We start from the raw sequence: 13,447 nt of genomic DNA on the forward strand, positions 1-13,447 counted from the left end.
AAACTTATTCACCTTTGTAACAAATAATAATATATCTATGGTAAAATCTACTTGTTTTCATTGCGGAAATCATTGTGATAAAACAATTATAGCGTTTGACCATAAATCTTTTTGTTGCAATGGTTGTAAAACTGTGTATGAGATTTTTACGAGTCACGATTTATCAAGTTATTATGAGTTGCAATCTGCTCCAGGTGCTATTCCAAAAGCGGTAGAAGAGAAATACGATTATCTTGAGAACTCTTCTATTATAGAAAAATTAATAGAGTTTAGTGATCAGAATATACAAGTTGTTAATCTCTACATACCACATATACATTGTAGCTCGTGCATATGGATTCTCGAAAATTTACATAAACTTCAGTCATCTATTACAGTGTCTCAGGTAAATTTTCCTAAAAAGACGGTGCGTATTACTTTTAATTCAGAAAAAATCGCTCTAAAAGAAGTTATTATCTTGTTATGTTCTATTGGATATGAGCCTTATATCAGCTTAGACGATTATACTAAGAAGAGCCAACAAGTTAATAGAAGTTTATCCTATAAATTAGGAATTGCCGGTTTTGCTTTTGGGAATGTGATGTTCTTATCGTTTCCAGAATATTTCGAAGTCTCAGAATATTGGTTAGAACAATATAAGTACCTTTTTAGGTGGTTAATGTTCCTTTTTTCCTTACCCGTGGTGTTGTATGCTGCTCAAGAATATTTCGTTTCGGCATATAGAGGTTTACGATCCAGAATTTTAAATATTGATGTACCCATTGCTTTAGGTATTTTGGTTCTTTTTATAAGAAGTACAGTAGAAATAATGTTTGATTTGGGAACGGGATTTTTTGATAGCCTTACCGGATTAGTTTTCTTTTTGTTATTGGGTAAGTTTTTTCAACAAAAAACCTATACATTTCTCTCTTTTGAAAGAGATTACAAATCTTATTTCCCAATTGCGGTAACGAGAATCTCTATTAAAAATCAGATAGAAGAAAATATTGAGGTATATGAAATTAAAAAAGGAGATCGGTTATTAATTAGAAACGAAGAGTTAATTCCTGTAGACTGTATTTTAATGAATGCAACTACTAAAATAGATTATAGTTTTGTGACAGGAGAAAGTGAACCTGTAACCAAACGATCAGGAGATAAATTGTATGCAGGAGGAAAGCAATTAGAGGGAGCCATAGAGGTCGAAGCGTTAAAATCGGTAGAGCAAAGCTACTTGACACAATTATGGAGTAACGATGTTTTTACGAAAGATAAAAGCACTTCGTTTACCAATCTTACAGATACTATTAGTCGGTATTTTACAATTACTATTCTATGTATTGCACTTCTTGCAACTATTTTTTGGGTATTAGTAGACCCAACAAAAGCAATCAATGTATTTACAGCAGTACTTATTATTGCCTGTCCTTGTGCTTTGGCACTTGCCAGACCTTTTGCACTAGGGAATATTTTAAGAATATTTGGTAGGAATAAATTTTATCTTAAAAATGCCAATGTTATAGAGCAGTTGGCAAAAGCGACTTCTATCATATTTGATAAAACTGGTACCATAACAACTCATAAAAAAAGTAATTCAATAGAATATCATGGTCATCCTTTATCAGATAAAGAACAAAACTTGTTGAAAAATACGCTTCGTGTATCAAATCATCCGCTTAGTCGGGCGTTATATGATCTGCTTGCAGAACAAGAGATCATTACACTAGATCAATATCAAGAATTTATAGGTAAGGGTATAGAGGCTACTTCTGCCCAAAATACTATCAAAATAGGATCTCAAAGTTTTGTAAAAGGCACTCATGATCTTACTACCCAAGACACATCTGTACATATTAGTACGAATCATACCTATAAAGGACATTATATTTTTTTCAATCGGTACAGAAAAGGTGTTCAAAGAGTATTTAATAACTTATCCAAAAACTATAAGTTATTTATTTTATCTGGTGATAACGAAGGGGAAAAAGAATATTTACAACAGCAACTTCCTCAAAAAACCAGTTTGGTGTTTAATCAAAAACCCGAGGATAAATTAAATTATATAAAAGGTTTGCAAGAAAAAGGAGAAGTAGTTGTCATGATTGGAGATGGGTTAAACGATGCAGGTGCTTTGGCACAAAGTGATGTAGGAATTGCCATTTCAGAAAATGTTAATGTATTTTCTCCAGCTTGTGATGGTATTTTGGATGCTTCTGTATTCGAAAAGATCATAGATTTCTTTAGTATTTCTAAAAAAGCTATAGGGGTTATTAGGACTAGTTTTATTTTCTCTTTTTTATATAATGCAGTAGGACTGTATTTTGCGGTTACAGGGCAATTATCACCAATTATTGCTGCTATATTAATGCCCTTAAGTTCAATTTCTATCGTGGTATATGTTACTATACTTACCAATATATATAGTACTATCTTAATTAAGAAATATGACAAATCCAATCCTTGATCATAATCCTATACAACATTTTCAAAAATGGTTTCATGAAGTAGATACTGCTCATCCAGAAATAGAAACCAATACAATGTTGCTTTCTACCATTGGAGTAGATGGTTATCCCAAAAGCAGAATTGTTTTGTTAAAAAGATTTACCTGGGAGGGTTTTGTTTTTTTTACTAACTACCAAAGTGAAAAAGGAATGGCTATTTCAAAAGACAATAGGGTTTCGGTTTTTTTTAATTGGTTAAATTCGAAACGTACTGTGTTTATTATAGGTAAAGCTGAAAAAATTGCCAGTAACCTTTCAGAAGGATATTTTGAATCTCGCCCAGAAGGCAGTAAGTTAGGAGCGTGGGTTTCTAACCAAAGTGAAATCATTCCTTCTCGTATGATACTTGAGAAACGCTTAAAATATTATGAAAAAAAGTACAAAGGTAAATCAATCCCAAAGCCCAACTATTGGGGAGGGTATATCATCAAACCAATTCTTGTAGAATTTAAAAAGTTCAATATCTCTAAAGGTAGTAGTAAAGTTATTTCCTACAGATTAAAACCTGATTATAGTTGGTCAAAAGATGTGTCATATTTTGTTGACGATACTTCTGTAGTATAATCTACCCATATTTGTAATAAAAAATGATAAAAATCATATTTTAAGAGACGTCGAGTGTTGTTCTTTGTCAAAGGTCTATTTTAATCCTAAAGAATGCTTATCGAGACTATAAAGCATTCTTTTTTTGATAAAAAACGAATGAATACACACACATTTCATATTCCGGTAATGGGAATTGGATTTACCATTGATACCCCATTAAAAGTTGCTCATTTAGGTATAGATTCTTCAATCTCATTGGTTGATGATATGCTAATAGAAAAATTGCGAAAAGTATACTGTTCTAAATTTAAACTGACCTATACAGAGATCACAGAACATATAGAAGATTTTAGAGCAAAACGAATCACTTCTTACCTCAATATGATTGGTATGCTTGCAGAAAAAAAGTTTGAAGAGCTTAAAAATATTACCAGTAACTATGGTGATGATCTAAAGCAGTATATTGAGTTATTACCAGATACTTCGGATATAAAACGGCAATTTTCTCAATTAAAGTGGGATCATTTCAATACCAATAAGATTAGAGAGTGGGTCGATCATAACTTATCTATGGGTAGTATTGATGTTAATATAATGACCAAAGTTGATAAAGAGAATTATTGTAGTAATGACAAATTGCCAACTATTTATAATGATGCGCACGCTGCTTTACGAGGGTATGCAAATAGCAATTTAAGTTCATCTCTAATCTTATCTGCAGGAATGAACCCCAAATTATATAGCTATTTAGAACATTTTGATGATTTTTATCCAAATGAACAAGGAGTAATTAAAAAGAAAATTGTTTTAAAAGTAAGTGATTACAGATCGGCATTAATTCAAGGTAAATTTCTAGCTAAGAAAGGTATATGGGTGTCTGAATATAGAATAGAATCTGGGTTAAATTGTGGTGGACATGCCTTTGCTACAGATGGTTATTTAATGGGGCCTATTTTAGCGCAGTTTAGGGATTCAAGAGAAGAGCTTATAACTTCTATTCATGATATTCTAATCAAGGCGTTGGCTGCCAAAAAGTATCCAGTACCTTTATCTCCTTTACCTCTTAAAATTACGGCTCAAGGAGGTGTCGGTAATCCAGAAGAGCATCTATTTTTATTAGATCATTACCAGGTGGATTCTGTAGGGTGGGGAACTCCATTTTTATTAGTTCCCGAAGTAACTACAGTAGATGATATAACTTTAGAAAAATTAGTAAACGCAAAAGAAGAGGATTTGTATTTAAGCGCAATATCTCCGCTGGGAATACCATTTAATAGTCTTAACGGAAATACAAAAGATACAGAAAAAGAACAATTGATTGATAAAGGAAGACCTGGAAGCTCTTGCCCAAAAAAGTATGTGGCCCTTAATAAAGAATTTACAGAAAAAGGGATCTGTACAGCTTCGCGACAATATCAACACCTAAAAATAAAACAATTAAAAGAGGAAAATTTATCTCCAGAATTATATCAAAAAAAATATAATAAAATAGTAGAAAAATCGTGTACCTGTGTTGGTTTAGGTACCACTGCATTGTTAGTTCATAATATTAACACAAAAAAAGAAGGAACTGGTGTTTCTGTATGCCCTGGGCCCAATATGGCTTATTTTTCTAAAGTAATGTGCTTATATGAAATTACAGACCATATTTATGGTCGTGATAATATGATTACACGTACAGATCGGCCCAATTTTTTCATAAAAGAGTTACATATTTATATTGATTATTTAAAAAGTAAACTAGAAGAAATAAAAGAAACAGGCATAGATAAAAAACAACAAAAATATATAGCCACATTTGCAAATAACCTAAAAACAGGAATTTTGTATTATCAGTTGCTGTTCGAAGAATCACAAAATAGATTCAAACATAGTAAAGATCAAATCTTACAATCTCTTAACAAAAATAAAAGAACTCTTTCTCAAATTCGTAAAGAGATTGATGTGCTTACCGCATAGAAGACTCTTAGCAAATTACAAATATTATTATTTGCATTTATAATGATGTTTGTAGCTCGAATAACATTATTTTTGTACCCTAAAAAAAGTAAAGGGTAGTTTATGAACCAGTCAGAGAGGTTACAGTTAAGTAAAGAAGAAATGAAACAATTTGGGTATCAGGTTATAGATACTATTGTAGAACATTTTGAGAAAGAAAATGAAAAAAAACCTGTAGCCTATGCTTCTCGAAAAGAAATGGATGCACTTCTTTATGAAGAAGTTCCCGAAAAACCTGCTGATTTTAGAGATGTTTTAGATTTTGTAGTAGATAATGTATTGCCCAATAGCAATATTTTTACCCATCCAAAATCCTATTCTTTTGTTCCAGGACCCAGCAATTATGTAAGTGTGATGGCAGATACATTAGCTACCGGGTTTAATGTTTTTTCTGGAGGATGGTCTGGCTCTCCTGCTGCTGCAGAGTTAGAAATTATTACCATGAACTGGTTGCTAAAACTTTTTAAATTTCCTGCCAAAAAAGGAGGGGGGATCTTTACGAGTGGTGGATCAATGGCCAATCTAACGGCATTGGTAACTGCCAGAAGACAACGTTGTGGAGATGATTTTTCGAAAGCTATTATTTATATGTCAGATCAGGCACATTCTTCTAACATCAAAGCTATACGAGTGTTAGGATTTAAGAAGGAGCAAGTACGTATTATCCCGACAGACATAGAGTTTAAAATGGCAATCAATAAATTAAAAAACGCTATTGCCAAAGATCGGTTAGAAGGATTTCAGCCATTCTGTATAATTGCCTCTGCAGGAACAACAAATACGGGAACAGTAGACCCTTTACATGAAATAGGAACTATCTGTAAAACAGAAAAGTTATGGTTTCATATTGATGGAGCGTATGGGGGTGCTGCAATTTTATCTAAAAAAGGAAGTCAACTCTTAAAAGGAATTGAAAAAGCAGATTCGCTTACCATCGATCCTCATAAATGGTTATATCAACCTTATGAAATGGGATGTTTATTGGTGAAAAACCATAAATGGTTAAGTGAAGCTTTTAGCGAAAAACCAGAATACCTTAGAGATATCGAAGGAAACAAATCCGAAATTAACTTTTACGATCACGGAATTCAGTTAACCAGAAGATTTAGAGCTTTAAAGTTTTATATGTCAATAAAAACTTTTGGTATACAAGCTTTTAAAAAATCTGTAAGCTATTCTATTGATTTGGCAGAACAAGTAGAAGGAATTTTAAGAAAAAGCTCTAAATGGGAAGTAGTATCTCCGGCAACATTAGCGGTAATTAATTTTAGATACAACCCTATAGGAACAACCCTTTCTGAAAAAGAAATAGACGCTTTAAATCAAAATATTTCTAAACAAGTACTGCAGTCCAGAGAAGCGTTGCTGGTCACCACGGTTTTACAAAACCAAATAGTACTACGTATGTGCTTGATAAATCCAAGAACTACTCTTGATGACGTTAAAGAAACATTCGAACTTTGCGAGAAAATTGCAGAAGAACTACTTACATAAATTTGAAATAAACAATTTTATTGTGCAACCATTTTGCATTATAACAAATGCATAGTTAAAAGCTAATATACCTCAAAGTAATTCAGCAAGGTTTTCAACCCAAAATAGTTTTTGGAATTTCTAGCTGATTTTGAGGTATTAGATTTTAAGAAACTATCGGGTCGAGTTGTTTATACATGGATAAAAATCAAGGCTAACGATTTACTTCATAAAAACATCTAAAAATACTTCATTACTAGAGTGTTTCAATAAAATTGGAATACTCTTTATACTTTTAAAAACTTCAGGAAAAGCTGATAAATATCATTTTTAAAGAAAAGATTCACACCTACTTTTGATCCATAACAAAATAAGTATGGGTGTTATTTATGTGCTTCTAACGATTAGTATCATCGTTGCTCTTGTCTTCTTTATAGCCTTTATTCTTTCGGTAAGAAATGGTCAGTATGATGATATCTATACACCATCAGTACGAATGCTTTTTGATGATGAGGTAGTACAAGAAACTACTAAAAAAGAAGACCCTTTAGTAACCCCCAAAACTAAACAATCTTAAAATGGAAATGGAACAATTCTATTACGATAACAACATCGTAAAAAAATTCTTGTACGCTACAATGCTTTGGGGTATTGTAGGAATGTCGGTTGGACTATTACTGGCATTTATGTTTTTATTCCCTAACCTTACCGATGGTATCTCCTGGTTAAGTTTTGGCAGATTAAGGCCCTTGCATACCAATGCTGTGATTTTTGCATTTGTGGGTAATGCTATTTATGCAGGAGTTTATTATTCTACCCAACGTCTATTAAAAACCAGAATGTTTAGTGATACCCTTAGCAATATTAATTTCTGGGGTTGGCAATTAATTATAGTAGGAGCAGCCATTACACTTCCGTTGGGATTTACTACCTCAAAAGAGTATGCAGAATTAGAATGGCCTTTTGATATTGCTATTGCTATAATTTGGGTAGTTTTTGGGTGGAATCTGATCGGTACCATTTTAAGAAGAAGACAACGACATTTATACGTAGCAATATGGTTTTATATTGCCACAGTGGTTACCGTTGCTGTCCTTCATATTTTCAATAGCCTGGAGCTACCTGTAAGTGCTTTAAAAAGTTATTCGGTATATGCAGGAGTGCAAGACGCGTTGGTGCAATGGTGGTATGGTCATAATGCTGTAGCATTTTTCCTGACTACTCCTTTTCTTGGGTTGATGTACTACTTTATTCCTAAAGCAGCTAATAGACCCATTTATTCATACCGATTATCTATTGTGCATTTCTGGTCCCTAATTTTTATATATATCTGGGCAGGGCCACATCATTTATTATACTCTTCGTTACCCGATTGGGCTCAAAATCTTGGAGTTGCGTTTTCAATAATGCTTATAGCACCTTCATGGGGAGGTATGATCAACGGTCTACTTACATTAAGAGGCGCCTGGGACAAAGTGCGTACAGATCCTGTGCTTAAATTTATGGTTGTTGCTATTACCGGATATGGTATGGCAACTTTTGAAGGCCCTATGCTATCTCTTAAAAATGTAAATGCCATTGCACATTTTAGTGATTGGGTAATTGCGCATGTACACGTGGGAGCCCTTGCCTGGAATGGTTTTATGACGTTTGGAATGGTGTATTGGTTACTTCCAAGGTTAACCAAAACCAAATTATGGTCTACAGGATTAGCCAATGTACATTTTTGGTTAGGAACATTAGGTATTATACTATATGCACTACCTATGTATGTTGCTGGATTTGTACAAGCTTCGATGTGGAAACAGTTTAATCCCGATGGGAGTTTGGTTTATGGAAATTTTTTAGAAACAGTAAATGAAATTATCCCGATGTATTGGATGCGTGCCATTGGAGGAAGTATTTACATCCTGGGGATTTTTATCATGCTTTATAACATAGTAAAGACCATAAGAAGTGGTCAAAAAGTTACAGATGAATTGGCTGAAGCAGCAGCACTTACCAAGGTTACAAGACATAGAACTGTCAAAGAAGGATATCATACCTGGTTAGAGCGAAGACCTGTAAAATTAACCATTTTTGCTACCATCGCAATCCTAATTGGAGGCGCAGTTCAGATAATCCCTACTTTACTAGTCGATTCTAATATTCCTACAATTACGAGTGTAAGACCTTATACTCCATTAGAGCTAGAAGGTAGGGACCTTTATATTAGAGAAAGCTGCGTATCATGTCATTCGCAAATGATTCGTCCGTTTAGAAGTGAAGTCGAGCGATATGGCGAATACTCTAAAGCTGGAGAGTATGTATACGATCACCCTTTTCTGTGGGGGAGTAAACGTACAGGGCCCGATTTGATGAGAATAGGAGGCAAGTATTCTGATAACTGGCACCTCAATCACTTTTATGATCCACAAAGTACCTCATCGGGTTCTATTATGCCAAGTTACAAATGGTTAATACAAAATGAACTCGATCGATCAAAAATTCAAACCAAGATGGAGGCCATGGTAAAATTAGGTGTTCCCTATACTCCCGAAGAAATTGCCAGAGCAGAAGAATGGATGGATGAGCAAGCTACTCGCATCGAAAAAAACTTATATACCGACCCAGATTTTGTAAAAACCTACGAAGCCGATAAAAAATATGCCAGAGACAACGGGTTGGATTTTGTAGCAATGAGAAATCGTGAGGTGGTTGCATTGATTGCTTATATCCAAAGATTGGGAACCGATATCAAGGTTAAGAAAAAAGACAAAGAAATCATTGCTCAAAACAAAGAATAAAGTCATGTTAAAATTTGTAAAAGGCCATATGGAAAATATCGAAGGTATAGCAATATACCCTATGATTTCACTACTCATATTTTTTATCTTCTTTATAATCTTGTTCTGGTGGGTATTCACCGCAAAAAAAGAACATATCGAAGAAGTAAGTAGTATTCCCTTAGAAACCGATAAAGACATTAAATTATGAGAACTACCATATCTTATATACGCATATTTTGCTTTATACTAATTGCATATATCCTTATTGAAGTAACAGTAGATACAGGAACCACCTCTGCATTCATTACAGAACCTCTGTGTTGGTTGGCATTGGGTATGGTCGCTTTGTTTGCAATTGCTATAGAAGTTAGTCTGGCGGCTCTTAAAAACATTATCTTTCATTCTTTAAAGCCTGAAGCACAGCAACGATACTTACTGGCAGAGAAAAGAAAAAATGAAAACCGATTTAAATGGGTAAAATCCCAGTATCTGAAGTTATTGGATAGCAAACCTATAGCAGAAGAGGAAGAGATTATTCTGGATCACAATTATGACGGAATTAAAGAACTTGATAATAATCTTCCTCCTTGGTGGGTATATTCCTTCTACGCTACCATTATTTTTGGAGTCATCTATATGGTTCGTTTTCATGTTCTTAATGATTATACACAAGCAGAAGAATATGAATCTGAAATTGCCGAAGCCAAAATAGCTATCGAAACTTATAAAAAAACGGCTAAAAACCTGGTAGATATTAATACGGTAACCTTGCTTACAGAGCCATCTGATATAAATGCAGGGAAAGCTGTTTTTGCTACAAATTGCGTAGCATGTCATAAAGCCGATGGAGGTGGTGGTATTGGCCCCAATCTTACTGATCCTTATTGGATTTTGGGAGGAGGAATTAAGAATATTTTCAAAACAATTTCTGAAGGAGGAAGAGATGGTAAAGGAATGGTAGCCTGGAAACAAACCTTAAAACCTCTGGAAATGGCACAAGTCGCCAGTTATATTATGTCATTGAGGGGAATAACCCCTGCAGAGCCCAAAGAAAAACAAGGAGAATTATGGATAGATCCCTATGCTCCAATAGAAGAAAAATCGAACGATGAGACACCTACCAAAATTGTTTCTGACTCGACTACAGCCCTACTGAATAAATAATCGAACTGGTTTAAGCTTTTTTGATTCATGCGAAGAATGATGATTTTTTACCCAATTGAAAAAAGTTTAAACCAGTTCATCAAAAAAGTGAACCCTTGGAAGCACCAGTAAACGAAAAATTTAGAGACTCGATTGCGACCATCAATGAAGAAGGTAAACGAGCCTGGTTATACCCTAAAAAACCAAATGGCAAGTTTTACTCGTATCGTAAATGGGTGAGTTATGGGTTGTTAATTTTTCTGTTTACAGCTCCTTTTATCAAAATTAATGGGAATCAATTTTTACTATTTAATGTACTAGAGAGACGTTTCAATATTTTTGGAGCTCCATTTTGGCCACAGGATTTTCATCTGTTCGTGATCTCAATGATCATAGGAGTTATTTTTGTGACTCTATTTACGGTAGCTTTCGGAAGATTGTTTTGTGGTTGGGTATGTCCGCAAACCATTTTTATGGAAATGGTTTTTAGAAGAATCGAATATTGGATAGAAGGGGATCGAGGGAAGCAAATCAGGCTAAATAAGCAACCCTGGAATACCGAAAAAATAAGAAAAAAAGCCTTGAAATGGGCAATATTCTTTATCATCTCGTTTTTAATAGCCAACGTGTTTCTGGCTTATTTTATTGGTAGCGATCAATTGGTAGGATATATTATTGATGGTCCTTCTAAACATTTAAATACTTTAATCTCGCTATTGATTTTTACCGCAGTTTTCTATTTTGTATTTGCATGGTTTAGAGAGCAAGTCTGTATCATAGCATGTCCTTATGGTCGATTGCAAGGGGTGCTATTAGACTCGAAATCTATCGTGGTGGCCTATGATTATAAAAGAGGAGAAAAAGAAAAGGGGAGGGCCAGGTTTAAGAAAAATGAAGATCGTTCTACTACCGGTAAAGGTGATTGTATTGATTGTTTTCAATGTGTGCATGTGTGTCCAACAGGAATTGACATTCGTAACGGGACACAATTAGAATGTGTAAACTGTACGGCCTGTATTGACGCATGTGATCATATGATGGAAAGTGTACATCTACCTACAGGATTAATACGATATGCCAGTGAAGATAATATTTCTAAAAAAGAAAAATTCAAGTTCGGGCCCAGATTAAAAGGGTATAGTGCAGTTCTCATTATACTTATTGGCGTTTTCTTAGGAATGTCGTTTTTACGAAATGATCTCGAAGCTACTATTCTAAGACTACCAGGGCAATTGTATGAACGTAAAGATAATAATATCATTAGCAATGTATATACCTATAAACTGGTAAATAAAACTATCGAAGATATAGAGGATGTTCATTTCGTGTTGCTTTCTCATAAAGGAAAAATAGAACAGGTAACCCATAAAAATTTTATCATTCCTAAACAAAGCCTGTCAGAAGGAACTTTGTTTATAGAGATAAATGCAGCGGCTCTAGGCAGAGATAAGAATAAAGTGAAAATAGGAGTATATAGCTATGATAAACTTATAGAAACAACCATGGCGACTTTTCTGGGGCCAAGAAGTTATCGCTAATAAATACATTTAATTATGAAAATTAACTGGGGAACAGCAATAGTATTGGTATTTATAGGGTTCATTTCCTTTATTATGTTTTTTGTTATTAAAATGAATACTGATAAAAAATATGAGCATGATCTGGTAACAAAAGAGTATTATAAAAAGGAGCTCGCTTATCAAAGAGAGATCGATGCAGAAAAAAATGCCAGAGCACTAAATAATGATATTGATATCCAAAAAACCGCTCGGGGGTTGTTGATTACATTTCCCAGAGAAATAGAATATGATAAAATTATAGGGACCATCTCCTTGTATCGACCATCTAATAAAAGGTTAGATTTTGTAATTCCTATCGTATTAAAGAGCCATACCTTGGTAATACCCAAAGATCGTATGATCGAAGGGCGATGGAATATTACTATTGATTGGAGACATGAGGAGACTCCCTATTTGTTTAAAAAGTCATTTGTGTATTAAGTGCTATGTTAGTATCAGCGTTTATCTTAGGTCTTGCAGGAAGCATTCATTGTGTAGGAATGTGTGGACCTATTGCGTTTATGTTACCTCTGGGCCAATCAACAGGTATGGTAAAAATCTTTCGGGTTTTGCTATACCACCTAGGTCGATTATTAAGCTATAGTATTCTTGGATTGCTTTTTGGGGTTATTGGCAAAAGCCTTCACCTTTTTGGGTTACAGCAGTCATTATCGATTGTAATCGGTGTGTTTATGATTTTATGGATTTTTTTTCCCACTCAAAAAATTAAATACTTTTCATTTGCAAAACCCTTGTATGTGATCATCGCAAAGATAAAATCTACTTTAGGTAAAGAATTGAACAAAAAAACATCTGATACATTTTTGACTATTGGTTTTCTTAATGGATTTTTACCTTGTGGGCTTGTATACTTGGCTGTTTTTGGGGCGATTGCAACAGGACAAATTTGGCAGGCAAGTATGTATATGATATTTTTCGGAATGGGAACCATTCCTTTAATGACCACGGTTGTTTATGTTGGTGGTTTTTTATCAGGTAGTGTTAGACAGCAGCTACAAAAGGCAATTCCTGCAATAGTAGTTATTATCGGGTTGTTATTTATCATACGTGGAATGGGGTTGGGTGTCCCTTATCTTTCTCCCAAGCCAATTACCGAAACAGTTTCTGCGAGCTTTGAATGTCATTAATGTTTATTCCAATTCCAAGGATGCTATTTAGGAAATAAGAGATAAAAAAACTGAGAGTACTTTTCAATACCCTCAGTTTTCATCTATGAACTCATCTTGACTTTTTCTATTCCCTAAAAAATGACTGATATTCACCCATATTTCGTTACTTTTCTTAACCGTAACGCTACTATGATTTTCAAAAAGTGTCTCATCTGGTCAAATTTCAACTCGTTTTAGTTCACGAAGCCTATATTTTATAATAAAGAGTTCATGAATCTTCGATTTCGGTCAAAACCAAAAAGTCAAGATGAATTCAGCAAATATAAAATCTCAAAAATTATTATTTT

The 13,447-nt window shown here is 34.0% G+C and carries 11 protein-coding genes; all 11 read left to right on the forward strand.

Annotation, left to right across the window (positions count from 1 at the left end; all coding sequences use genetic code 11):
• Window positions 1–37: 37 nt before the first annotated feature.
• Window positions 38–2,443 (forward strand): heavy metal translocating P-type ATPase, encoded by a 2,406-nt coding sequence (locus ABW636_RS14460; protein ID WP_367590775.1) that lies wholly within the window; start codon window positions 38–40, stop codon window positions 2,441–2,443.
• Complete coding sequence (pdxH, locus tag ABW636_RS14465) at window positions 2,424–3,047, forward strand: pyridoxamine 5'-phosphate oxidase (protein ID WP_367590776.1); 624 nt, start codon at window positions 2,424–2,426, stop codon at window positions 3,045–3,047. The genes ABW636_RS14460 and pdxH overlap by 20 nt, the downstream gene beginning before the upstream one ends.
• A gap of 138 nt (window positions 3,048–3,185) precedes the next feature.
• Window positions 3,186–4,988, forward strand: a complete 1,803-nt coding sequence (locus ABW636_RS14470) for a hypothetical protein (protein ID WP_367590777.1) — start codon at window positions 3,186–3,188, stop codon at window positions 4,986–4,988.
• Between the two features lie 102 nt (window positions 4,989–5,090).
• Window positions 5,091–6,521, forward strand: a complete 1,431-nt coding sequence (locus ABW636_RS14475) for a pyridoxal phosphate-dependent decarboxylase family protein (RefSeq protein ID WP_367590778.1) — start codon at window positions 5,091–5,093, stop codon at window positions 6,519–6,521.
• 355 nt (window positions 6,522–6,876) lie between these two features.
• Window positions 6,877–7,077 carry a cbb3-type cytochrome oxidase assembly protein CcoS gene (ccoS, locus tag ABW636_RS14480; RefSeq protein ID WP_367590779.1) on the forward strand — a complete coding sequence of 67 codons (201 nt, stop codon included), beginning with the start codon at window positions 6,877–6,879 and terminating at the stop codon, window positions 7,075–7,077.
• Between the two features lies 1 nt (window position 7,078).
• Complete coding sequence (gene ccoN / locus ABW636_RS14485) at window positions 7,079–9,286, forward strand: cytochrome-c oxidase, cbb3-type subunit I (RefSeq protein ID WP_367590780.1); 2,208 nt, start codon at window positions 7,079–7,081, stop codon at window positions 9,284–9,286.
• A 4-nt stretch (window positions 9,287–9,290) separates the two neighbouring features.
• A complete protein-coding gene (locus tag ABW636_RS14490) occupies window positions 9,291–9,476 on the forward strand; it encodes a CcoQ/FixQ family Cbb3-type cytochrome c oxidase assembly chaperone (protein WP_367590781.1) in 186 nt (61 codons plus the stop codon).
• Complete coding sequence (locus ABW636_RS14495) at window positions 9,473–10,432, forward strand: cbb3-type cytochrome c oxidase N-terminal domain-containing protein (RefSeq protein WP_367590782.1); 960 nt, start codon at window positions 9,473–9,475, stop codon at window positions 10,430–10,432. Before ABW636_RS14490 ends, ABW636_RS14495 begins: the two co-directional genes overlap by 4 nt.
• A gap of 95 nt (window positions 10,433–10,527) precedes the next feature.
• Entirely contained in the window at window positions 10,528–11,949 is a 1,422-nt protein-coding gene (gene ccoG / locus ABW636_RS14500) for a cytochrome c oxidase accessory protein CcoG (RefSeq protein WP_367590783.1), read from the forward strand.
• Between the two features lie 15 nt (window positions 11,950–11,964).
• Window positions 11,965–12,411, forward strand: a complete 447-nt coding sequence (locus ABW636_RS14505) for a FixH family protein (RefSeq protein ID WP_367590784.1) — start codon at window positions 11,965–11,967, stop codon at window positions 12,409–12,411.
• A gap of 5 nt (window positions 12,412–12,416) precedes the next feature.
• Entirely contained in the window at window positions 12,417–13,118 is a 702-nt protein-coding gene (locus ABW636_RS14510; protein ID WP_367590785.1) for a sulfite exporter TauE/SafE family protein, read from the forward strand.
• Window positions 13,119–13,447 lie beyond the last annotated feature (329 nt).

Origin of the sequence: Aquimarina discodermiae, from assembly GCF_040786235.1 — a bacterium.
GTDB lineage: Bacteria > Bacteroidota > Bacteroidia > Flavobacteriales > Flavobacteriaceae > Aquimarina.